The sequence below is a fragment of the Thalassospira sp. MCCC 1A02898 genome, assembly GCF_001618185.1.
Taxonomy (GTDB): Bacteria; Pseudomonadota; Alphaproteobacteria; order Rhodospirillales; family Thalassospiraceae; genus Thalassospira; species Thalassospira tepidiphila.
The window spans coordinates 194,513-217,776 of sequence record NZ_LPXK01000010.1 but is presented as its reverse complement, the minus strand read 5'-3'; the positions used below and the strand labels follow the sequence as shown (position 1 = coordinate 217,776).

Below are 23,264 nucleotides of genomic sequence, written 5' to 3'. Positions count from 1 at the left end.
ATTGCCGACATTCGACACCCACCACACTGCCCAAACAGGGGTGCTGCGTCAAATGTCCTTGGCTTAATCACGCACGGGTTCAGGTCATATGTTTGTGATGATGGAATGCGAAATGTCTGCGCGGCCTAGTAATCAAGCCACCAGGAATATTCATCAATACCCGCCATCAGAACACCGTCGAAGCCAAGCTTCATGATGTTGCCGAGATAGCTGTTTTCGCTGCCAAAGATGATGCTTTGCCATTCGCGTGACCAGTAATGCACGTGGTTTTCCTGTCCCCAACGTGCCATCAGGTTGCCTTCACTGATGAAATCGGGACTTCCGGCACGCCATCCGCTTTGCCAGTAATAACGATATGTCTCGGCCGTCGCGATATTGAGATAAGAAATCAAGTTTCGTGGTGTTCCGGTCTTCTTGTAACGAAGCCGCTTCATATCATCATAGGTCAGCGGAATGGTCCCGCGATGGAACGGATCAATGATCAGCGTGTCATAGTTGGTTGCAACCAGCGCATCGACATAGGCGTCCTTCGTGCCATAGGGCGAACTATCAAGCACCAGGGCAAAGTTCTTTGCCTCGCGGATATTGTCGATCACATGCGGGTTTGCCCCGAAAGGTGTGCTTGGTACCTTTGCCAGCGATGAAAGCTGCATGCCCGGCGGTGGGGCTGCGTAATAAAGTGCATCCAGCCCCCGAAGCTGAGCGCGCGCCTTGTCCATGTCGGATCGATTTTCGGTGTAGTCGACCGCAAGATATTGCAGGCCTTCAAGTTTCAGCCGTTCCAGATAACCGAGGATGTATTTGGTTTCTTCGGCGTTGGTAGCTTCGCCATATTTCTCAAAGCCGTAAAACGGGGCTTCGACTAAAATGCCGTCAAGGGCACGCAAATAGTTTCTGGCCGGTTCCGCAACGCCGCGTGTCGCAAACAGCGTTTTTTCAAGAAATTCGGTCAGTTCCAGGCCATTCATCGCAATGATCGAAAAGTCACTGCGATAGCTTTTTGCCCAACGGCTGATCGCGATGACGTAATCGCGCATTTCCTCGACGAAGTCTTTTTCGGGCTTACCGGTGTCGGTCAGTCCGGGGAGACCCTCGGTCAGGCTGTTGGGGGCTGGGATAAAAGGTTCAAGCTGCTGTGCAACCGCACCAAGCGGTGTTGATGCCAGTAATGCCCCGCCAAGCCCTGCCGCGCCGGTGCCAAGGAAATGTCGGCGCGAGATGGATTTGGGCGCAGCGTTTCCGCCAGACGCATTTTGCGCCTTTTGTCGGGTCCGCCCTGACGTGCTGTAAGGTTGCTTGGCCATGCCTTTATCCATCGCTGATGATATGGGCGATCTTATGATGCTGCCTTCATTGCGCCTTGCTGTGTGATCAACTCGGTCACCCGGTTGCCAATTGCAAGGGATGCAGTAAGACCGGGTGATTCAATACCATAGAGCATTACAAGACCATTAAGCCCGTGCTGTTTTTCATCAGCAATCAGGAAGTCACGCGCCACTTCGCCCGGGGCCTGAATTTTTGGGCGCACTCCGGCATAACCGGTCTGAAGCGCACTTTCATCAAGGTCGGGATAGTATTTGCGGATGGCTTCGGCAAAGGCCGCCCGGCGTTCTTCGGGGACGTCATAGTTTGGTGCATCAACCCATGTCACGTCCGGGCCAAAGCGCGCCTGTCCGCCCATATCAAGGGTCAGGTGAATGCCAAGCCCTGCCTGTTCGGGGGCCGGATAGATCAGGGTGGAAAACGGTGCCTTGCCCGACAGCGTGAAATAACAACCACGCGCATAATGTTGTGGCGGGACAGATGTCTTTGGCAGGCCGGTAAAGTTCCGGCCCAGTGTCTGGCTGTGCAGGCCACCGGCAACGATCAGCTCCGCGCAGGTCAGGCTCATTTCTTCGCCATCGGCATCGGTGGTGCAGACGATATAAAGCCCGTTTTCAAAGCTGACGGCTGTGACCTTGGTGTTGATCGCAAGTGTTGCGCCGTTGTTCTCCGCCTCGCCCAGCAGGGTGACCATCAGCTGGTGGCTGTCGACAATGCCGGTGGACGGGCTTTCTAGGGCGCCGACACAATGAAGGGCTGGTTCGCGTTCAAGGGCCTCTTGGCGGGACAGCCAGACAAGGTCGGTGACACCGTTTTCAGATGCCTTGTCCTTGATCCCGGCCAGTGCGGCCATTTGGTCTTCGGCTGTGGCGACAATCAGTTTGCCGGTGCGTTTGTGTTCGATGCCGTTTTCTTCGCAATAACGATACAGCATCTCGCGCCCGGTGACGCAAAGCTCGGCCTTCAGGCTGCCTTTCGGGTAATAGATCCCGGCATGAATGACTTCGCTGTTGCGTGCGCTGGTTTCGGTGCCAATCGCATCATGCTGTTCAATGATCAGGACTTCGCGGCCGGTTCGCGCAAGTGAACGGGCACAGGCCAGGCCGACAACGCCGGCCCCGATGACGATGGTTTGGATATCTGCAGTCATGATCACGTGTATCTTGGTTAGGGTGGTGGGTTTAGTTTGCCTGGCGGAAATAGACAGCCTGTCCTTGGTTGTCCTTGCCATTACCGGTGACAACAGCCGGGGATTCGCTGGTGTAAATGCCGCGCGCAAAGCTGCTGTCGTTACAATAGACATACCAGCTTCCGAACGGAAGCGTATCACTTTGATAGGCGCCGCCTTCGTGGCGCCAGATGCCCTCGCAATGACGTTGGTCATCATCAAGGATCATTGTGCCTTCACCCGATGGCTGGTCAAAGCGCAGCGTGCCGGTTCCGCGCACCGATTGCCAGTTGGTGATGATATCAATGCCATCAATCGGCAGCGGGGTGGTTTCGCCTTCTGGCTGCTGAAGCGGGGTTTCATCTGCCGGTGCGACAACAGTGGCGGCAATTGCCGAATTTTCCGCGAGCTCAATGTTCAATCGGCCAAAGAAACCGGCGGCGAATTCCTGGGCATCAATCATTGGCAGACCACTGAGCGGCGCACTGCTGCTACGTGTGGCCTGAACCTGTGTCGGGGTGCAATAATAGCCCAGCAGGCGACTGCCACGTTGGGCCGGTGTTTGCGGATCCCATTGCCCGACAAAGGAAACGCATTGCGATCCGTTGCGGGTAAAGGGCGACAGGGCAATCGGGCCGTATCGGGTTTCCTGCACGAAGCTTGCACCATTCAGGCTGGTGCGGCCGCGAAGCGCGTCAAACATATCAAGCAACTGCTCGGACGCCATGGCGGTGCTAAACCGAAAACCGGGCGCGGAGGTCGTATAAACGGTTTCAAGATAAAGGTCGCTTGCAGCGGCAGGGGATTCGCTTACCGAACGCGGCGCATACCAGCGGCCAACAAAGACCGTACTGTTATCGCGATACTGACGCAGGAAGCTGTTCTGACCCTCGACGTCTGAGGCAAAGACAATAGGGCTCTGGTCTTGCGGGATTTGTTCGAACCCGCCGGTTTGCTGTGCGACGGCCATCTGTGGTGTTGCCACCAGAAGGCTTGCAAACATGCTGCCGATCAAAGCCGCCCGATACCTCACATTGCGTCCTTTCTATATGTTTTCAGGCGCATTTTTGTATTGCGCTACCCTTATCTTTACCTTTGTGCATCTAGATTGGCTAGGGGGCAGTCAACCGATGCCTGTTAACGTGATCTCTTTTACCTTGATTTTTGGGGGCAAACGGGCTCATTGGGGAGGTTGGCCTTGGGGACAAAGTCAAAAAGCCTGAAGATACGGAGCATTTTATCATGACGGTGCAACAGACCGGCGCGAACGGGGACAGCGCGGGCCAGCAGACGGCAACGGACAAACAACCGCCGTCCAATCGCGCCCATGTAATCGTGATCGGCAATGAAAAGGGCGGGTCAGGCAAATCGACAACGGCGATGCATCTGATCGTTTCCCTGATGAAGATGGGGTTCAAGGTCGGATCGCTTGATATCGACGCCCGTCAGGGGACGCTGACACGCTATGTCGAAAACCGGAACGCCTTTAACGAGCGCAAAGGCCTTAAGCTTCCGGTGCCCGATCATCGGCCGATTTATCGCAGCGAGCTGCCCGATGCCAACCAAGCCAAGCTGGAAGAGCGCGAACGCTTTACGACCGCACTTGGTGAAATGGTGATCGGCTGCAACTTCATCGTTATGGATTGCCCGGGCAGTGACAATTACCTTTCGCGTTTGGCCCATGCCTGTGCCGATACGCTGATCACCCCGATCAATGATAGCTTCATCGACCTTGATATGCTGGCCCGGATTGACCCGGACAGCCTTGATATCAAGGGGCCCAGCATCTATGCCGAGATGGTCTGGGATGCGCGCAAGCGTCGGGCGGCGATTGATGGCGGCACGATTGACTGGATCGTCATGCGTAACCGTCTTTCACATCTTGATGCGCGCAACAAACGCGACATTGCCGAAATCGTTGACAAGTTGGCCGATCGCATCCGCTTCCGTCAGGCGCCAGGCTTTGGTGAACGCGTGATTTACCGCGAACTTTTCCTCAAAGGTCTGACGCTGCTTGATCTGCGTGAAAAGGGTGTCGGTATCCCGATGAGCATGTCGCACATGGCCGCCCGTCAGGAAGTCAGATCGCTTCTGGAAGTGATCGGCTTCAAACCGGCTGACGGCGAGGAGTTGCCGATCTGACTGCATCCGGCCTATATCTTGTGGGACGACAAATTGTCCAACCGGAATATGAAGCAGGCAGGTCTCCTTGACGCGCAAAGACATCATTCCAGAGACATCCGACGCCAACGAAGTGGCAGACTTCCTGGGCAAGGCGCGGCAGATGGCGGTACACGCGCCATCATCCGGGCCGGCACAGGGTCGGTTGGTTTTTGCCATGGATGCAACTGCCAGCCGTCAGCCAAGTTGGGACACGGCGGCTGAAATTCAGGCCGAAATGTTTGAGGCGGTCGATGGTGTCGGCGCCCTTGATGTGCAGCTTGTGTTCTTTCGCGGGCTTTCGGAATGCAAATCAAGTGGCTGGTGCCGCAACGCCAAATCATTTCGCGACTATATCACCAAGGTCACCTGCCGTGCCGGGCATACACAGATCGAACGGGTTCTGGCCCATGTCGAACGCGAAGCGGGTGATAAAAAAATCGATGCCTTGATTTATGTCGGCGACTGTATCGAGGAAAATCCAGATCATCTGGCCCCGATTGCCGGGAAACTGGCGCTTAAGGGGGTAAAGGCATTCATGTTTCAGGAAGGCCATGACCGGGATGCGGCATTTGCCTTTGGCGAAATTGCGCGGATAACCGGTGGTGCCTTCATGCAGTTTGATGCCAGTGCGGCCGACAAGCTTCGTGATTTGCTGGGCGCAGTGGCAAGCTATGCGGTGGGCGGGCAGTCTGGACTTTCGATCTATCAAAAGAAAACCGGGTCCGAGGAAGTGCTCAGGCTTGGACATCAATTGCGAAAGCCGCGTTGATGCAGTGGCTTTTGATCGGCATTGCAGCATTTATCGGGGTTGGCTTCTTTATTCGCTGGATGACAGAGGCCGAGCCCAAAGAAATCCGTAAAATTGTCTTATTTCTGATCATCTTGGTGTTGATCATGCTTGCGGGCTGGTTGTTGCTCACAGGCAAGATTGCCGCGATGGGCGCGGCTTTGGCGGCGACAGTGCCGTTTTTGTTTCGGATGATGAAGCTTGGATTGCTGTGGCCAATTTTTCGCAGGATCTTTGCAGCGTCCCGAAAACGCGCCCAGCCGGGAAGTTTTGGCAACCGCACATCCGGTGCGGGATCAAGCTCGGAAATTCGCACCGAATTTCTGTATATGGTGCTTGATCTTGAAACCGGGCAAATGCGCGGTGGCGTTGTCAGCGGTCCCTTTGCCGGGGCCGATCTTGACAGCTTGGGACTTGACGACCTGCAGTCGCTTTATGTTGACTGTTGCAGTGCAACCGACCAAAGCCGGGCGGTTCTGGAAGCCTATCTTGAACGCCGCCCCGATTGTGCGGGATGGCAAAGCTGGCGCCAGAAAGACCACGGCGAAGACGGAGCACAAAACGGAGGAAGCGACCGCAACCATAACGAGCAAGGCCAAGGTGACAAAAGGAGTTCAAGTGCGTCAGGCATGACGGCGAAAGATGCCCGAGAAATCCTGGGTGTGGCGGATAATGCCACCCGCGAGGAAATCAACCGGGCCTATAAAAAGCAGATCAAGGCGGTCCACCCGGATCATGGTGGATCGGACTATCTGGCCTCAAAGATCAATGCCGCGCGAAGCCTTTTGTTACGGCTATGTAAAGATTAGCGTCAATAATACGCGCGCTTGCTTGATCCGTGTTCTCGAATTGTGGCAGAAGCATATATGCGGGCAATTCCAATACGGACTGGCGCGCAGCGGTTGAAAAAGGAAAGTATTGAATGTCAAAAAGAATCAAGAAGGCAGTTTTTCCGGTCGCAGGCATGGGAACCCGTTTTTTGCCCGCAACCAAGGCAATGCCAAAAGAAATGCTGCCGGTCGTTGACAAGCCGCTTATTCAATACGCTGTCGAAGAAGCCATTGCGGCCGGCATCGAAGAATTCATTTTTGTGACTGGTCGCGGCAAAACCGCGATTGAGGACCATTTTGATCGCTCTGCCGAGCTGGAGGCGATCCTGACCGAGCGCGGCAAGGAAGAAGCACTGTCCAAAGCGCTTGAAATGATCCCGGAAAACGGTCGTGTGACCTATACCCGTCAGGGCAACCCGCTTGGCCTTGGGCACGCTGTTCTGTGCGCCAAGTCGCTGGTCGGTGACGAGCCGTTTGTCGTGTTGCTGGCAGATGACCTTATCCAGTCAAAAGTCCCGTGCATGAAGCAGATGGTCGACAGTTATGGCCGTACGGGTGGCAACATGGTTGCCGTCATGGATGTCCCGCGCGAGGAAGTTCACCGTTATGGTGTGCTGGAAATCGAAGGCACCAACGGCCGCCTTGTCAGTGCATGCGGCATGGTTGAAAAACCAAAACCCGAAGAAGCCCCGTCGACCCTTTCGGCCATCGGGCGTTACATCCTTGATCCCGGCATTTTCGAGGTGCTTGAAAACATTCCGCGCGGCGCTGGTAATGAAATACAGCTGACTGATGCGCTGGCCGCGATGATCGGCAAGGTGCCGTTCTATGGCTATAATTTCGAAGGCCGTCGTTTTGATTGCGGCAACAAGATCGGCTTCCTGAAAGCCACAATGTCATTTGCCCTTGCCCGTGAAGATATGCGCGACGATGTCCGCAAGCTTATTCACGAATTCGCTGAAGGCGAAGCGGCAGAATAACCATTCATGTCAACAATGTCCGACCGGAATAGCGATGTGATCTGTTCCGGTCGGGATTTACTTACCAGGATAAAACCTCCATGCGCGTAGCTATGATCGGGACCGGATATGTTGGACTTGTCTCAGGTGCCTGTTTTTCCGAGTTCGGTACGGACGTTGTTTGTGTCGACAAGGATGTCGAAAAAATCGCCCGTCTCGAAGACGGTATCATGCCAATCTACGAGCCCGGTCTGGATGTTCTGGTCGAAAATAACGTCAAGGCAGGCCGCCTGACCTTTACCACCGACCTCAAGGAAGGGGTCAAGGATGCGGACGCTGTCTTTATTGCCGTTGGCACGCCGACCCGTCGCGGCGATGGGCATGCTGACCTGAGTTACGTTTATGCCGCGGCCGAAGAAATTGCCGAAGCCATGGACGGCTTCACCGTCATCGTGACCAAATCAACCGTCCCGGTTGGAACCGGTCGTGAGGTCGAACGCATCATTCGTGAAAAGCGCCCGGATGCGGAGTTTGCAGTGGTCTCGAACCCGGAATTCCTGCGCGAAGGATCGGCGATTGGCGATTTCATGCGCCCGGACCGCGTCGTCATCGGCACCAGTGATGAGCGCGCCCGCGAAGTGATGTCGGATCTGTATCGTCCGCTGTATCTGATCGAAACACCGATTGTCTTCACCACCCGTGAAACGTCGGAAATGATCAAATATGCGGCCAACACTTTCCTTGCAGCCAAGATCACCTTCATCAACGAAATTGCCGATCTTTGTGAAAAGGTCGGTGCTGATGTCCATGATGTCGCACGCGGCATCGGCCTTGATGGCCGTATTGGCAAGAAGTTCCTGCATCCCGGTCCGGGCTATGGCGGGTCCTGCTTCCCGAAAGATACCATCGCACTTGTGCGCACCGCACAGGAATATAATAGCCCGCTTCGCATCATCGAGACGGTTGTTGATGTCAACGCCAAGCGTAAAAAGGCGATGGCAGATCGCGTGATCGCGGCATGCGGTGGTTCTGTTGCGGGCAAGACCATCGGTATTCTGGGTCTGGCTTTCAAACCCAATACCGATGACATGCGCGATGCACCGAGCCTTGATATCGTGCCTGCCCTGATCGCGGCAGGGGCCAGCGTCAAGGCCTATGACCCCGAAGCCATGGAAGAAGCCAAGAAGCTTCTCGATGGCATTTCATATTGCGACAACGCTTACGATACGGTCGAAGGCGCCGATGCAATGGTCGTCCTGACCGAGTGGAACGAATTCCGCGGTATGGACCTTGACCGCATCAAGGACGCGCTGAAACACCCGATCGTCGTTGATCTGCGTAACGTTTACGATCCGAACGAGATGGCTGAAAACGGTTTCAGCTATTCCTGTGTCGGTCGTGCATCTATCGGAGGCAAATCCTAATCATGACGAATTCCGCCGGACACAAGTTTGATAGCTCTGTTTTGCGCGAATATGACGTGCGTGGAGTTGTTGGCGAAACCCTGCATGCGGCAGACGCCAATGCGCTGGGGAAAGCCTTCGGCACCATGGTGCGCAGATCTGGCGGAAAGCGCGTCGCCCTGGGGCGTGATGGTCGTCTGAGCTCGCCAGAGTTGGCGGCTGCATTGGCCGAAGGCATTCTGTCGACCGGTTGTGACGTGGTCCGCATTGGTCGCGGGCCGACCCCGATGCTGTATTTCACGGTTTATGATCAAAAAACCGATGCTGGCATCATGGTCACCGGTTCGCATAACCCGTCGAACTATAACGGCTTCAAGATGCTTAATGCTGGCAAGTCGGTGTTTGGCGACGCTATTCAGCAACTTGGTAAAATTGCCGCCAGCGGTGATTTCGAAACCGGGCAGGGCACGGCAAGCGACATCGATATTGAGGATCGTTTTGTCGAACGCCTTGTGGCCGAGCTTGACTGCGATGTCCCCAATCCGATGACGATTGTCTGGGATTGCGGCAATGGTTCTGCCGGTGATGTCGTGCGCAAACTGACGGCCAAACTGCCCGGTACGCATCATCTGTTGTTTGATGACATCGATGGCAATTTCCCCAACCATCACCCTGATCCGACGGTTGAGGCCAACCTTGTGGACCTCAAGGCGGCCGTTGCCAAACACAATGCCGACTGGGGTGTTGCCTTTGACGGCGACGGTGACCGGATTGGCGTGATTGATGGCAAGGGCAATGTCCTTTGGGGTGATCAGCTGTTGCAGATCTATGCCGCCGACGTTCTTCAGCGTCAGCCAGGCGCTGCGATCATTGCCGATGTTAAGGCCAGCCAGACCCTGTTTGACGAGGTCAACCGGATTGGTGGCAAGGCCATCATGTGGAAGACGGGCCATTCCCTGATCAAAACCAAGATGATCGAGGAAAAGGCACCGATCGCCGGTGAAATGAGCGGCCATATCTTCTTTGCCGAACGCTATTACGGCTATGACGATGCAACCTATGCTGCCGTGCGCCTGTATCGCATTCTGGTTCAAAGTGGCAAAAGCCTTGCTGAATGGCGGGCCGCCATGCCGGTTGCGGTTAATACGCCGGAAACCCGTATCGACTGCCCGGATGATCGCAAGTTCGCGCTGATCGAAGAAGTCCGTGCCCGTCTGGCCGAAGCCGGTGCCGAGGTCAGCGGCATTGATGGCGTGCGTGTCAGCACCGATGATGGCTGGTGGTTGCTGCGTGCATCCAACACCCAGCCTGCCATCGTGGCCCGTTGTGAGGCCACTGATGATGCCGGGTTGGACCGTTTGAAGGGGCAGGTGACCAATCAGTTGGTCAAAAGCGGTCTGTCTTCGGATGACTTCTTCGCCCCGGGTGGCGGTCATTAATTAAGACGTTCAGCCAAGACAAAATGGAAAAGGCCCGTCAGAAAATCTGACGGGCCTTTTTGTATCTCTTTTCGATTTGGCTTTTAGCCAGCGTCACCCGCATTGACCGGGATGCACGCCACGTTTTCACGCTTGAGCGCGTCACACGCAGCGCGTGCTTCGTTCTCGCCATCAAAGCCCAGCAGACGGGCGCGATAGACAACACCGGTACCGCTGGCTTGCTGCTCGACCGCAGCGCGGGTCAGGCGCAGAACATCCGGGGCTGTACGTGCCGCAGCAAGGACCGCTTCCTGTGCCCGGCGCTGATCGCTAAATGCGCCAACCTGAATGCCCCAGCCTGCACCGGTTTCCGGCTTCAGGCGGGTGACAACGGTTTGGGTATCAATGCGGCCCGGCTGTTCTGCTTCGCGAAGCGTGCTGCGCTTGGCAATCAGCAACTGGGCATCCGCCGGCAGGATTTTGTCTTCCGGGCTGATGCGCGGGCGCGGAACAACAATTTCACCGTCCTTGGTCAGCTTCATATAGGCCTGATCAAGAAGTTTCTTCATCTGGTCATCGCGGGTGCGTGCCGTGCGACCCCCAAACACAACGCCAATCAGGCGTTTACCATTGCGATTGACCGAGGCGACAAGGTTGAAGCCCGATGCGTTGATGTAGCCGGTCTTGATCCCGTCGGTACCATAGTAGGACGCCAGAAGGTTGTTGTGGTTGCCATAGGTGCGGTTGCCAAAGCGGAACTTCTGGGTCGCAAAGTAATGATAGTAGCTGCCGTAATTCTTGCGCAGCGCCACAGCCAGTTTGATCATGTCGCGTGCAGTGGTCATCTGCCCGCGGTTGGGCAGGCCGGATGCATTGCGGAAGGTGGTGCGTGACATGCCAAGGCGTCGTGCCTCAGACGTCATCATTTGGGCAAACTTGATTTCGGTGCCACCAAGATGTTCGGCGACAACAACCGCAATGTCGTTGGCCGATTTGGTGACCAGCGCCAAAATGGCGTCCTTGACGGAAATGGTTTCGCCCGGCTGAAGACCAAGTTTGGAGGGGGCCTGCCCCCAGGCGCGTTTGGAAACCTTCATCCGAGTCGAGAGCGATACCTTGCCATGTTCCAAGGCATCAAAGACCATGTAAAGAGTCATGATCTTGGTCAGCGAGGCCGGATAGACCTTGTGATCCGCCCGATATTCATGAAGCGTTTCGCCAGTGTCGCCGTCAATAATCATCGCCGTATAGGTCCGCGCCTGCGCAGCGGAGGGCGAGAGAACAGTGAATGAAATAGTCGCAACCAGACACAAAAGCACAGCAACAACGCCACGCATGCTCAGCGAGCGCGTCACGGACAGAGCTTTGGCCATTGCAGTTGGCCCGGAAAGGGTCATTAAACGCATTATATCGGGCTCGGCTTTGAGGTTTCCCCAAGAACTAAATAAGTTCACTGTCGCATCACAGCCTTAAACAAATGTTTAAGAGCATCGAATTTCGGTGGTCGTCACTCGGGCCTTGAGATGGCCATTTTTATTCGCAAGACTGTATTTTATATCTCCAGATTAGCAAAAAATCGAGGATCGAATGTCAGAAAAGACGGCTCCAGTTCACACCAATACGGGGACCCGCAGCGCCAGCTGGGCCAAAGCAGGTCTTGCCGCGCTGGTGATTGCAGGCCTTGCCGGTTGTACCTTTACCCAAACCAGTGACGTCAGCAATCCACTTGTCCGCAAGGCATCATGGTTTTCTTATCTTAATGCCGATGATCTTCGTCAGGCCTGTGCAGCAGGCGATGCAGAAGGGCAAATTCGCATTATTTATAATGCCGAGTATTACAAGGAAGTCCGCGTCTTTGAATTAACGCCGTATCCCGGATTTGAAGAATTCAATCTGACCACCCGCGTGTTCGGGCCGATACAGGTCAAGGAAATCAATGTCGAGGTCAATGCACCGCTTGGTGCCTTTGGGGGCGAAGAGGCCGTTGATCGTATTGACCGTGATTCTTATCTCGCCATCACCGATGCGCTGCAGGCCGAAGGTTTCGGAACGCAAAACCGTGATGGTCTGCGTCTGTATTCCGATGATTTTTACTGGGTCGCCATAGGGTGTTCGTCGGGTGGCATCACGCTGGGTACCTGGGCATCCGGTGTGGATGATTTGCGTGCTCTTAAGTTCCCGGAAGTTCTGGCAAACCTTTCTTCGGTTGAAAAAGACCTTCCTGAGCCACCTGCCGCTGAAAACGCACGATCACAATCGGCGGCACAGATGCATCATGTCCAGAACAGCGACTCCGGTGAGTTTTACAGAACCGTGCGCGGAAATATGCTTCGCTAGGGTACGAAAATGTTGCAACCGGGCGATGGCGTGACGTGTTCATGTTATTGCCCGGCCTGTTAAATTTATTGCAACGCAGCAAAACTTCGGGCTAATGCCTTGATCAAGTTGCTGTTTTAAAAATTTCTTGGAATTCCGGCGTTTTCCGATGGAGATGTACCGGGAAATATGGCGTTTTTGTCACTAAACTGTACTTGACGCGACGGGGTAATTCCATCTAGGGTTATGTTGCAATGCAACATTGATCCGGATAGATATTCCGGTGATCAGGAGGTTGAGGCAATGGCTGATTCCAAAAAGAAACTAGCCGGGAAAACTGCAACGAAGCAGGCTTCCGCGTCGTCACCCAAAACTGTAGCAGCTTCAGTATCGTCGGGAGCGCAGTCTGCGCCTGCCAAGCGGAAGGTAATGACATCTTCCGAGATAGAAGCCGCAGCTCAGCAGCCGGCAGCAGGGGCGCAAAAGGCATCGCCTTCACCATCGCCCGATACGGCAAAGACGCCGAGTGACGAAGGGGCGTCGATCAAAGCTGCAGGTCAGGCTGCCTCGTCTGCGACGGTCGCGAAGGTTGATACGTCTGCGTCTGCTGCCAAAACGCCGGTCAAAGATGCCGCGTCGGCCGGTGCTTCCGAAAAAAATGCAGAGTCCCCGAAACCTGCCAAGGCTGATGCATCTTCGCCATCTGCGCCGGCATTAAAGCAGGATGAATCTGCCACGAAACCTTCCGTTGCGACTTCCGGGGCCGCGCGACCTGCTGGCGAAGTGACGCCGCCAGCAATCAAGTCGACAGCGCCCAAATCCCCCACCAAAAGCGAAAAGGCCAATACTGTGAGCACGAAACCCAAAACTACGGCAACCAGCAAGTCTGCCGCTTCTGCTACCCCGAAAAAGAAAACCGTTGCCAAGTCGGCGCCGAAAAAGGCTGCTGCTGCACCGGCAAGTACGGCATCGAAATCTGCACCTGCGCCGAAGGCCGCGGCACCCGCGACGTCTGAGAAATCGGCTGCACCGGCAACCGTTGTGGCTGAGACTACTGTTTCCAAGCCTGCGGCAACACCGACCACGACCCAAGCCCCAGCCAAGTCCACTGCAACCGCAAAATCGGTTGATGTCAAACCGAAGGCAGAGCCAAAGCAGGGCGACGTTTTTGGCTTTGGTGCATTGTTCATCGACGGAACGGGGATGGAGCCCTATTTCGAACTTTGGAAGACGCCAGAGGTGGAAGCAATGGTCACTGCTGGCAATGAAGCATTCGAAGAAAGTGTTTCTGCTGCCAATGAGGCATTCGGCAAAATCTTTGAAACCATGACCGGTCAGGCCGATGTTTTTTCCGGTGCCGGGTCGCGGGTTGCTGCTCAGTATGAAGAGCTGCTTGATACCCAGAAGAAAAGTTTCGAGGAAGTTTGGCAGGCAACCATGGCGATGTTTGAAAAGACCGGTGGCATTGGCACCGAGCTTTCGACGTGGATGCAAAAAGAATTTGAAGCCTCGCAGGAAGATCTTGATGAGTTGACCAAGGTTGAAAGCCTTGCAGACCTTCAGGAGCTGCATTCACGCATCGTCAATCGCTGCTATGAAAGCAGTTTGGCCGAAGGTGAAAAGATGCAGGAGCTGATGTTTTCTGCCTTTTCGGACGGCCTGAATGCCATCAGCAAGGCAACGAATGTTACGCTGAAATGAGGCAATGGATGCATGTTGGATATCCCAGCACCTTCCAATCCAAAGCGGGTATGGCTTTTAGCCATGCCCGTTTTTTTATGTGTCTTTTCGCGTCCCGGACAATTTTGGAGTGACAATAATCACGAAGTTTGTCGCCTGATCTTGCAGTGCGTTATTCGCAGCCTAAATGAATCGAAGATGGACAACGAACGAAACTCGGATGCACAATAAATTCCTAGTGAGAACCGCGTAGCGGACTTTGAAAGAGTTTGGCAATGACCTATCATGGAGATCATGCAGGAAATAAGGGTTCCGGTAAGTAGACGATGACTGAACAGGATAATGACGGCACTGATCTGCCGAACACGGGGATCGTAACAAAGACACGGCCCAAGACCAAAAAGCCGTCCATGTACAAGGTGCTGTTGCTGAATGACGACTATACTCCGATGGAGTTCGTCGTTCACGTACTGGAACGGTTTTTTGAAAAGGGACGTGAAGAAGCCACCGAGATCATGCTTCAGGTGCACCGCAAGGGTGTCGGAGTGTGCGGTGTATTCACCTACGAAATCGCAGAGACCAAAGTAAACCAGGTCATGGACCTGGCCCGCCAGAACCAGCATCCGCTGCAGTGTACCTTAGAGAAGGAGTGACATATGCTATCGCGCAATCTTGAGGAAAGCCTGCACCGTGCGCTCGCATATGCGTCGGAGCGCAGGCATGAATATGCCACTCTTGAACATCTTCTGTTATCGCTGACCGAAGATCAGGATGCGCTGGCAGTGCTGAAGGCCTGCCGGGTTGATATTGATCGGCTGCGCTCCGATCTGCTGGAATTCGCCGATAGCGAGCTTTCCGGCCTGATCAGTGCGCGTCTGGTAGATCCCAAACCGACCGCCGGTTTCCAGCGCGTGATCCAGCGGGCTGCAATCCACGTCCAGTCTTCCGGCCGCGAGGAAGTGACCGGTGCCAACGTGCTTGTTGCCCTGTTCTCTGAACGGGAATCGCACGCGGTTTACTATCTGCAACTCCAGGATATGACGCGTCTTGATGCGGTAAACTATATTTCACACGGTATCGCCAAGGCGACCGAACTCAACGAGCGCCGCATCCCGCGCGGTGCCGATGAAGAGCCGGTTGCAGGCATGTCGCCAGAAAGCGACGAAAGCGGCCCGGCCGAGGGCGAGGCGCTCAAAGCCTATTGTGTGAACCTCAATGTTAAGGCGCAGAGCGGCAAGATCGATCCGCTGATCGGTCGCCAGAACGAGATTGACCGCACCATTCAGGTTCTGTGCCGTCGTACCAAGAACAACCCGCTTTATGTCGGTGACCCCGGCGTTGGTAAAACCGCCATCGCCGAGGGGCTGGCGCGCCGTATCAATGATGGCGATGTGCCAGAGGTTCTTGAAAACGCAACGATCTTTGCGCTTGATATGGGCGCACTTCTGGCCGGAACCCGTTATCGCGGGGATTTCGAAGAACGCCTGAAGGCGGTGGTCAAGGAACTTGAAGAGTACGAAGGTGCTGTTCTGTTCATTGATGAAATTCACACCGTGATTGGTGCTGGCGCGACGTCGGGCGGGGCAATGGATGCTTCCAACCTGCTGAAACCGGCACTGGCAAGCGGGTCACTGCGTTGCATCGGCTCAACCACCTACAAGGAATTCCGGGGTCACTTTGAAAAGGACCGCGCCCTTGTGCGTCGTTTCCAGAAAATCGATGTCGAGGAACCGTCAGAAGCCGATACCGTCAAGATCCTCAAGGGGCTCAAGCCCTATTACGAGGAGCACCATCAGGTCAAATACACCAACGAAGCCCTGCGTTCAGCGGTTGAATTGGCATCGCGTTACATCAGTGACCGCAAGCGGCCTGATAGTGCGATTGACGTGATTGACGAGGTTGGCGCATCGCGCATGCTGGTCGCACCCAGCAAACGCAAACGCACGGTGAGTAAACGTGATGTCGAGGAAATCGTCGCCAAGATCGCCCGCATCCCACCAAAATCGGTTTCGACCGATGACCGCAAGGCGCTGGCAAATCTCGAGCGTGATCTGAAAACGGTTGTGTTTGGTCAGGACAAGGCAATCGAAGCAGTTGCCAGTGCGATCAAGTTGGCCCGTGCAGGTCTGCGTGAGCCGGAAAAACCGATTGGCAGTTATCTGTTCTCGGGCCCTACCGGCGTTGGTAAGACCGAGGTCACCAAGCAGTTGGCAACGGTCATGGGGATCGAGTTCATCCGCTTTGACATGTCCGAGTACATGGAGCGCCACAGCGTATCACGCCTGATCGGTGCGCCTCCCGGCTATGTCGGGTTTGACCAGGGTGGTCTTTTGACCGATGCCGTTGATCAGCATCCGCATGCGGTTGTGCTGCTTGACGAGATCGAGAAGGCTCACCCGGACCTGTTCAATATTCTTCTGCAGGTCATGGATCATGGCAAACTAACCGATAACAATGGCAAGACGGTCGATTTCCGTAATGTCGTTCTGGTCATGACGACCAATGCCGGTGCATCCGACATGGCCAAGCCGCCGATCGGTTTCAAACGTGAAATGCGTATTGGCGAAGACGAAGAGGCGATCAAGCGTACCTTCTCGCCGGAATTCCGTAACCGTCTGGATGCGGTTATTCCGTTCGCCAACCTGCAGCCAGAAGTCGTCAAGATGGTTGTCGATAAGTTCATCCTGCAGCTTGAAGCACAGCTGGCGGATCGCAATGTTTCGATCGAACTGACCGAAGCAGCGCGGGCTTGGATGGCCGAGCGCGGCTACGATGCGGCCTTCGGGGCGCGTCCGTTGGGCCGTGTCATTCAGGAACACGTTAAAAAACCGCTCGCCGAAGAGTTGCTGTTTGGCAAGCTTTCGAAGGGTGGGGCTGTACTGGTCGATATCGAAGACGATGCGGTCACCTTCCGTTATCCGGAAGATGAGAATGGCGAGAAACAACAGAAAAAAGATCCGGAAATGGCCGGTTAAAATGGACCTTTTTCGGTTTTCAGGTTGTTGTTAATGATTGGCAGTATAGATTGGTGCCCGGGGATATCGTTCCCCGGGCATAATCATATAAAGAACGCCAGAATATCATGAGCCAGGCTGCACAACGAAAATTTCGGAACGAAGTCGAGGAGTTCCTATCCAGACTTGAGCTGCGTGCGCGAAAGTTGATCGCGCTGGCCAATACGCTTGAAAAGAACGCTGACAAGTCCGACGTCACCGGTTATCGACCGTTTCGTGAGGAAGTCGACAACTTCAAGGCGTTGTCTCTGGTGATTATGGAGCGGATGAACAAGCTCGAATCCCATCCCAAAAAAGAAGAACTGGAAAAACAGTTTCACAAGCTTCAGGTCGTTATGCTCAGGATTGTCATCAAGACGAGCCTGAAATTCTTCTTTGTCATGAGTGCAAAGGAAAACCTGCCGCTTGGTGCGCGCGAAATGTTCCAAAGCGAACTCAGAACCCTTTATGAGGCAGAGCGGATGATCTCCGATCCGCGCTATATCAGTCAGCTCGACGACTCTGCAAAGGACGACCTTGAGATCGCGAAATCCATTCTCGAGGAAATCATCGAGAAGGCACCAGCGCTTCTGAACTTCAATAGTCGGACGAAGAAAAAACGCGCTAAGTAGGTGTATAAGCTTACTGAAAATTATGCAGCTCTAATTCTCTCCAGTATATTTTTGCAAAATGCAAACTTATTAATTCGCATTTTGCAATGTTTGCATTTTGAAATGCAAAGATTATCAGGTAATGTATTTCAGTCATGTGGGATGGCGACCGGAATTTCCCGAAAAACCACGGTTTTTTGAGGGAGTTATAAAGTTGGCACGCATCCTGCTTATGGCAGCATGGACAGTTGTTCTTTGCAGGGGCGCGTTTCGCGCCTGGAACAACGTAATCTTCTGCAGTTTGCTCGTGTCCCAACCAAACTCAGCGGCGGTTTTTACCGCCGCTTTTTTCTTGCCTGATTTCTGGCTTCCTCCCAACCGCCATGTCTGCCCGGTCGCATGTTGTTTCTATGCGCGCAATCCACATATAGAAAATGTGGAAGCTCCTCTCGTGCGGTTCCACATCGCTATAGATTCTAAAAAAGGTTGTATTTGTTTTTTGCCTTTTGTATAAGAATCTATACTAATAGATAGTCTCGATCTGCCATTGGCATAGACTGGGGAGTAAACGAATGAAATTCAAAAGTGGTGTGGCTTTGGCCGGTATGCTCGCAGCGACAGTTTTTGTTCTGCCACATGCTGCTTTTGCCAAGGCAGAGTTGCCAGGGGACCCAAATGCTCTGATTACGGATGAAGTGATCAGGGATATCCGGGAATGGTTGGCCAATCCGGTTGTTGAGCTGTCCATCAGTTCGCAGAACAAGTTGCGCACGGACATGACACAAGAACAGATTGATGCGGCCGATCTGCAGTGGCGCGCTGAGCGCGAGGCCGAAGATCAGCCGTTGGTTGCAGCAATCCTGACCAATCCGCTGTCGAGCTACCTCACACAAGTTCAGGCACGCTCCGGTGGTATGTTTGCCGAAATCTTTGTGATGGACGCCGTTGGCCTGAATGTCGGGCAGAGCTCCATCACTTCAGATTTTTGGCAAGGTGACGAAGCGAAGTTCCAAAATACCTATCCAAATGGTCCCGACGCCGTGTTCATCGACGAGGCCGAATATAACGAGGGGGCCGATGCTTGGCTTGCCCAGCTCAACATGACCATGAGCAATGCAGATCGTCAGCCGATCGGTGCCGTGACGGTTGAGGTCAATCTCAATGAACTCGCGCGTCGCCGCGGTCTGTAGGGAGAAATACGATGAAATTCTTTGAGAACCTTTCTATCCCGGCAAAGCTGATGAGCTGCTTTGCCATTATGATCGCGGTAATCCTGATGGTGGCTGGCGCAGGCGTTTTTTCGACCATGCAGGTCAGCAACGCCAATGATCAGCGCGATTATCTCTCGAAATTCGAACGCGACTATCGCGACCTTGATCGCGCCTATCTTGTCGCACGTCAGGAACTTATCTACTTCCTGACGACCGGCGACCGCGCTGGCTTGGCTGGGTATGAAAAAGCGCGAGAAGAGATCGACATTCGCACGGATGTGCTCAAGACATATGCGTCAATCAGCCCAGAGATCGCTGCCCTGATTGAAGAAATGGACGGTGCTATCGACCGTTGGGAAGAAATTGCAGCGCAACAAGCACAACTGATGCGCCACTATCTGACGGTTAACCATGCGCGTGCGATTGAAGCATCGGGGGAGCCACGTGAACTATCCGACCAGGTCACTACGGTTGCAAGCGAGCTTGCCAAGAATATCGATCAAATGATTCTCGATGTTGAGGCAGAAGTCGCCCAAGCCATGCAGGTCTTCCAAGTCACGCTTGGTGTTGGCGTCGTTCTACTTATCATCATGGCTGTGCTGTTTGGTGGTACCTTGTCGCGGATGATTGCAACCCCGATTCGTAAGATGACCGACGCCATGGGTAAACTGGCTGCAGGTAATCTTGACATCGAAACGCTTGACATGAAACGTGCCGATGAAGTCGGGGCCATGGCCAAATCGCTTGAGGTCTTCCGGGAAAACGCACGCGAACGTGCCCGCATGGCCGAACAGGAAAAAGTCGAAGCCCAGCGTCAGGTTGAACGCACCCAGCGCATGGGAACGCTTACCAAGGGCTTTGACGAAAAAATCCAGGATGTTCTGCATGCAGTGAACGCAGCCCTTGATGATGTCCGTTCGGCATCCGAGACGCTGACATCACACGCACAACGCGCCAACCAGGATGCGCAGGACGTGGCTGAACAGGCACAAGAATCCTCGACCAATATCGAAACTGTTGCATCTGCTACCGCGCAGTTGTCGGCCTCTATCTCCGAGATTTCCTCGCAGATTGCCCGCGTGACCGAAATCACGCAGGAAGCGGTCGGTCAGACAGAGCGCACCAACGAGCGTGTTGAAAAACTCAATGAAGCGGCACAAAGCGTTGGCGAGGTTGTCAATCTGATCAGTGATATCGCCGATCAGACCAACCTGTTGGCCTTGAACGCAACCATCGAGTCCGCCCGTGCGGGCGAAGCCGGCAAAGGCTTTGCCGTGGTTGCCGGTGAAGTCAAAAACCTTGCATCCCAGACTGTCAAGGCAACCGAACAGATCACGGCCAAGATCGCCGAGATGCAAAGCGAAACCGGCGCTGCTGCCGAGGCTGTGCGCGGCTTTGCCGACACCATCAACAAGATTGATGAACTGATGTCGGTTGTCGCCAGTGCGGTTGAAGAGCAGGGCGCTGCAACCGAGGAAATCTCGCGCAGTGTCGAAGGTGCTGCGAACGGTAACGTTGCCATCACCAACGCCGTCAAAAACGTGGCAGATGCGACGACTGAAAGTGGCGATCTTTCAACCGGTCAGCTTGACAGTGTCGGGCGATTGGCCGCTGCTAATGACGAACTTCGTAGCCACGTTAACGGCTTCCTCAATGACGTCCGTACTGTCTGACGCCTAAGACATATCAATCCAAAAGGCGCGGGAATTTCCCGCGCCTTTTTTGTTTGGGGCACCGGAGCCGGGTTAAGACCCTGATGGTTCCTTACGATAGGGGCTGTGTTCGGAAAGGATGTAATCGCGATCCTGACTGATGTGATTGCGCTCCTGGGTCAAAAATTGCGCGACCGCGCGTTTCAGTCCCGGATCGGCGATCAGATGGGCGGAATGGGTTATTACCGGTTCATAGCCGCGCTGGATTTTATGTTCGCCTTGTGCGCCCGCCTCGACGGTTTTAAGGCCATGCTCAATCGCAATATCAATGGCCTGATAGTAACAGGTTTCGAAATGCAGAAGTGGCGTACGGTCGATCGTACCCCAGTTGCGGCCATAAAGGGTTTCAGACCCGATCAAGTTAAGGGCCCCCGCCACCATTTCACCGTCATTGAACGCACATACAAGAACCGTGCGATCACGCATACGATCATGCAGCAGATCAAAGAATTCCCGCGTCAGATAGGCCTGTCCCCATTTGCGGTCGGATGTGTCGCGGTAGAAATGATAAAACCGGTCCCAATGGTCGGCTTTCAGATCATTCCCGCGCAGTGCTTTGAAACTGTAACCGGCCTCCAGAACCTGCTTGCGTTCCTTGCGCAGGTTTTTGCGTTTGCGCGAATTCAGTGCGCCCAGAAAATCATCGAAATTCTGATAGTCGCGATTGCGCCAGTGATACTGCATGCCCGTGCGCGCCAGAAAGCCTGCCTGTTCCATCAACTGGCTTTCATCGCCACTGCAAAACGTGACATGCAGGGTCGCCATGCCGAGCTTTTCCGGCAGTATCGTCATGCCGCTGATTAAGGCGTTGCGCACGCTGTCAGGATCGGGATGATCCTTGGCGACAAGAAGCCTCGGGCCCGGCACCGGGGAAAATGGCACAGCCGATTGCAGTTTGGGGTAATAGCGCCCCCCGGCACGTTCATAGGCCTCTGCCCATGACCAGTCGAAAACATATTCGCCGTAAGAATGGCCTTTGACATAAAGCGGCACGATGCCGATGACATCACCAGTCTCATCCTCTGCCACAAGGTGAAATGGCTGCCAGCCGGTTTCGGCGGTGGTTGATCCGCTGTCTTCCATGGCGGACAGGAAGGCAAAGCTGACAAACGGGTTGTCAAACCCGGCGCACTTGTCCCACTGGGCCTGTCCGATTTGATGAATATCGGTGACGGTTTTGATTTCGACAGCCAAATCTGAATTCCTGCAGATGGTCCCCATGGCGCCCGGTTTAACTCCCGAGGCCTTATTTTTATACGCATTAGCCGGTATATGCGTTCAGAAGATAGGCGCAATGCGCATTTACGCAAGGGAAAGCCTTTGACGGAAGCGCATCTAAGTCCTATTTCATTGTGCCACAGGCCATTTGGAATGGGTCTGAAACGGCTCGGGGATTTTCCCGTGTCGCCCTCGCGAAGAAAAGGATGGTGCGCCGTGAACAGCAAACTTTCGTTGGAGAAGGACAAGATCAAGGTTGTCCTGCTCGAAGGTATCCATGAAAACGCTGTAAAGATGTTCAAAGAGGCCGGTTACTCAAATGTCGACCATTACCCTGCTGCGCTCGACGCGGACGAATTGAAGTCCGTTGTCTCCGAAGCGCACTTTTTGGGCATTCGTTCCCGTACCAAACTGACCGAAGACGTTATCGAAGCTGCGTCCAAGCTGACCTCGATCGGCTGTTTCTGCATCGGCACCAACCAGGTTGACCTGCAGGCTGCCGCGATGCGCGGTATCCCGGTGTTTAACGCGCCGTATTCCAACACCCGTTCGGTTGCCGAACTGGTGCTGGGCCAGATCATCATGCTGCTGCGTGGTATTCCCAAACGTAACGCAGCCGCCCATGAAGGCGACTGGCTGAAAAATGCCCATGGCTCGTACGAGGCACGTGGCAAGACGCTTGGTATCATCGGCTATGGCCATATCGGTTCGCAGCTTTCGGTGCTGGCGGAGTCGCTTGGCATGAATGTCATTTATTTTGACGTCATCAATAAGCTTGCCATGGGCAATGCCAATTCCTGTTCGTCGATGGATGAACTGCTTGCCAGGTCCGATGTCGTGTCGCTGCATGTTCCGGCCAACGAGCAGACCAAGAACATGATCACGGCGACTGAGCTCGCCAAGATGAAAAAGGGCGCACACCTGATCAATGCGGCACGTGGCAATGTCATCGTGATCGAAGATCTGGCCGCCGCCCTTGAAAGCGGTCATCTGGCCGGTGCGGCGATTGACGTGTTCCCGGTCGAACCGGCCGGCAAGGACGAGCAGTTCGAAAGCCCGCTGCGCGGTATGAGCAACGTTATCCTGACCCCGCATATCGGCGGTTCTACCCAGGAAGCCCAGGAAAATATCGGGATCGAGGTCGCTGACAAGCTGATCACCTATTCCGATAACGGCTCGACCCTGGGCGCTGTGAACTTCCCGGAAGTGTCACTTCCGGTCAAGGACCGCACCCACACCCGCTTCATGCACATTCACCGCAACGTTCCGGGTGTGCTGCTTAAAATCAACGATGTGTTTGCCCGTCGCGGCATCAACATCAGCGGCCAGTATCTGCGCTCAGAAGGCGGCGTTGGTTATGTGGTGGTCGAGGTCGACGAGGAAATCAAACCGGGCGAGGGCGTTCGCAAGGAACTCTCGGCGATCGAAGGCACCCTTCGCGTGCGCTTCCTGTTCTGATCTGAACCGGCTTA

General features: G+C 54.5%; 20 protein-coding genes. 15 read left to right on the top strand and 5 right to left on the bottom strand.

Annotated elements, in window-relative coordinates; all coding sequences use genetic code 11:
* Positions 1 to 125: 125 nt before the first annotated feature.
* The 3 genes from AUQ41_RS10125 to AUQ41_RS10115 are packed head-to-tail and all read right to left on the bottom strand — an operon-like array spanning position 126 to position 3,494.
* Positions 126 to 1,304, bottom strand: a complete 1,179-nt coding sequence (locus tag AUQ41_RS10125; RefSeq protein WP_063088483.1) for an endo alpha-1,4 polygalactosaminidase — start codon at positions 1,302 to 1,304, stop codon at positions 126 to 128.
* A 32-nt stretch (positions 1,305 to 1,336) separates the two neighbouring features.
* On the bottom strand, positions 1,337 to 2,473 hold the full coding sequence (locus AUQ41_RS10120) for an NAD(P)/FAD-dependent oxidoreductase (protein ID WP_063088330.1): 1,137 nt from the start codon (positions 2,471 to 2,473) through the stop codon (positions 1,337 to 1,339).
* Positions 2,474 to 2,504: 31 nt separating this feature from the next.
* On the bottom strand, positions 2,505 to 3,494 hold the full coding sequence (locus AUQ41_RS10115) for a hypothetical protein (protein WP_232308361.1): 990 nt from the start codon (positions 3,492 to 3,494) through the stop codon (positions 2,505 to 2,507).
* Positions 3,495 to 3,733: 239 nt separating this feature from the next.
* On the opposite strand from AUQ41_RS10115, the gene AUQ41_RS10110 reads away from it, so the two are divergent.
* The 6 genes from AUQ41_RS10110 to pgmG all read left to right on the top strand — a co-directional run bounded on the left by AUQ41_RS10110 (position 3,734) and on the right by pgmG (position 10,072).
* Positions 3,734 to 4,633, top strand: coding sequence for a division plane positioning ATPase MipZ (locus AUQ41_RS10110; RefSeq protein ID WP_063088328.1), 900 nt, complete (start codon positions 3,734 to 3,736; stop codon positions 4,631 to 4,633).
* Between the two features lie 67 nt (positions 4,634 to 4,700).
* Positions 4,701 to 5,423: a hypothetical protein gene (locus tag AUQ41_RS10105; RefSeq protein WP_063088327.1), complete on the top strand. Its 723-nt coding sequence runs from the start codon at positions 4,701 to 4,703 to the stop codon at positions 5,421 to 5,423.
* Positions 5,423 to 6,250 carry a DnaJ domain-containing protein gene (locus AUQ41_RS10100; RefSeq protein ID WP_063088326.1) on the top strand — a complete coding sequence of 276 codons (828 nt, stop codon included), beginning with the start codon at positions 5,423 to 5,425 and terminating at the stop codon, positions 6,248 to 6,250. The genes AUQ41_RS10105 and AUQ41_RS10100 overlap by 1 nt, the downstream gene beginning before the upstream one ends.
* Before the next feature lie 113 nt (positions 6,251 to 6,363).
* Entirely contained in the window at positions 6,364 to 7,251 is an 888-nt protein-coding gene (galU, locus tag AUQ41_RS10095) for a UTP--glucose-1-phosphate uridylyltransferase GalU (protein ID WP_008890594.1), read from the top strand.
* Between the two features lie 80 nt (positions 7,252 to 7,331).
* Positions 7,332 to 8,654: a UDP-glucose/GDP-mannose dehydrogenase family protein gene (locus AUQ41_RS10090; RefSeq protein ID WP_063088325.1), complete on the top strand. Its 1,323-nt coding sequence runs from the start codon at positions 7,332 to 7,334 to the stop codon at positions 8,652 to 8,654.
* Between the two features lie 2 nt (positions 8,655 to 8,656).
* A complete protein-coding gene (pgmG, locus tag AUQ41_RS10085) occupies positions 8,657 to 10,072 on the top strand; it encodes a phosphoglucomutase/phosphomannomutase PgmG (RefSeq protein ID WP_063088324.1) in 1,416 nt (471 codons plus the stop codon).
* A gap of 83 nt (positions 10,073 to 10,155) precedes the next feature.
* On the opposite strand, the gene AUQ41_RS10080 is transcribed toward pgmG, so the two are convergent.
* Entirely contained in the window at positions 10,156 to 11,424 is a 1,269-nt protein-coding gene (locus AUQ41_RS10080; protein WP_063088323.1) for a D-alanyl-D-alanine carboxypeptidase, read from the bottom strand.
* A gap of 214 nt (positions 11,425 to 11,638) precedes the next feature.
* Between AUQ41_RS10080 and AUQ41_RS10075 the strand changes: the two genes are divergently transcribed.
* From AUQ41_RS10075 to AUQ41_RS10040, 8 genes are all read left to right on the top strand, one after another.
* Complete coding sequence (locus AUQ41_RS10075; protein WP_063088322.1) at positions 11,639 to 12,388, top strand: hypothetical protein; 750 nt, start codon at positions 11,639 to 11,641, stop codon at positions 12,386 to 12,388.
* Between the two features lie 408 nt (positions 12,389 to 12,796).
* Complete coding sequence (locus tag AUQ41_RS20540) at positions 12,797 to 14,068, top strand: phasin family protein (RefSeq protein ID WP_168173436.1); 1,272 nt, start codon at positions 12,797 to 12,799, stop codon at positions 14,066 to 14,068.
* A gap of 305 nt (positions 14,069 to 14,373) precedes the next feature.
* Positions 14,374 to 14,700 carry an ATP-dependent Clp protease adapter ClpS gene (gene clpS / locus AUQ41_RS10060; RefSeq protein ID WP_008890601.1) on the top strand — a complete coding sequence of 109 codons (327 nt, stop codon included), beginning with the start codon at positions 14,374 to 14,376 and terminating at the stop codon, positions 14,698 to 14,700.
* Between the two features lie 3 nt (positions 14,701 to 14,703).
* On the top strand, positions 14,704 to 17,022 hold the full coding sequence (clpA, locus tag AUQ41_RS10055) for an ATP-dependent Clp protease ATP-binding subunit ClpA (protein WP_063088319.1): 2,319 nt from the start codon (positions 14,704 to 14,706) through the stop codon (positions 17,020 to 17,022).
* Between the two features lie 107 nt (positions 17,023 to 17,129).
* A complete protein-coding gene (locus tag AUQ41_RS10050) occupies positions 17,130 to 17,672 on the top strand; it encodes a hypothetical protein (protein WP_008890603.1) in 543 nt (180 codons plus the stop codon).
* A 193-nt stretch (positions 17,673 to 17,865) separates the two neighbouring features.
* Positions 17,866 to 18,165, top strand: a complete 300-nt coding sequence (locus AUQ41_RS20710; RefSeq protein ID WP_143588772.1) for a hypothetical protein — start codon at positions 17,866 to 17,868, stop codon at positions 18,163 to 18,165.
* Between the two features lie 58 nt (positions 18,166 to 18,223).
* The gene (locus tag AUQ41_RS10045) at positions 18,224 to 18,841 is read left to right on the top strand and encodes a hypothetical protein (protein WP_063088318.1); all 618 of its coding nucleotides are present in this window, start codon (positions 18,224 to 18,226) and stop codon (positions 18,839 to 18,841) included.
* An 11-nt stretch (positions 18,842 to 18,852) separates the two neighbouring features.
* The gene (locus AUQ41_RS10040; RefSeq protein ID WP_063088317.1) at positions 18,853 to 20,535 is read left to right on the top strand and encodes a methyl-accepting chemotaxis protein; all 1,683 of its coding nucleotides are present in this window, start codon (positions 18,853 to 18,855) and stop codon (positions 20,533 to 20,535) included.
* A 72-nt stretch (positions 20,536 to 20,607) separates the two neighbouring features.
* Here the strand turns inward: AUQ41_RS10040 and AUQ41_RS10035 are convergent, their stop codons facing one another.
* Complete coding sequence (locus AUQ41_RS10035) at positions 20,608 to 21,768, bottom strand: GNAT family N-acetyltransferase (RefSeq protein ID WP_198155628.1); 1,161 nt, start codon at positions 21,766 to 21,768, stop codon at positions 20,608 to 20,610.
* A gap of 240 nt (positions 21,769 to 22,008) precedes the next feature.
* Between AUQ41_RS10035 and serA the strand changes: the two genes are divergently transcribed.
* The gene (gene serA, locus AUQ41_RS10030) at positions 22,009 to 23,250 is read left to right on the top strand and encodes a phosphoglycerate dehydrogenase (protein ID WP_063088315.1); all 1,242 of its coding nucleotides are present in this window, start codon (positions 22,009 to 22,011) and stop codon (positions 23,248 to 23,250) included.
* Positions 23,251 to 23,264 lie beyond the last annotated feature (14 nt).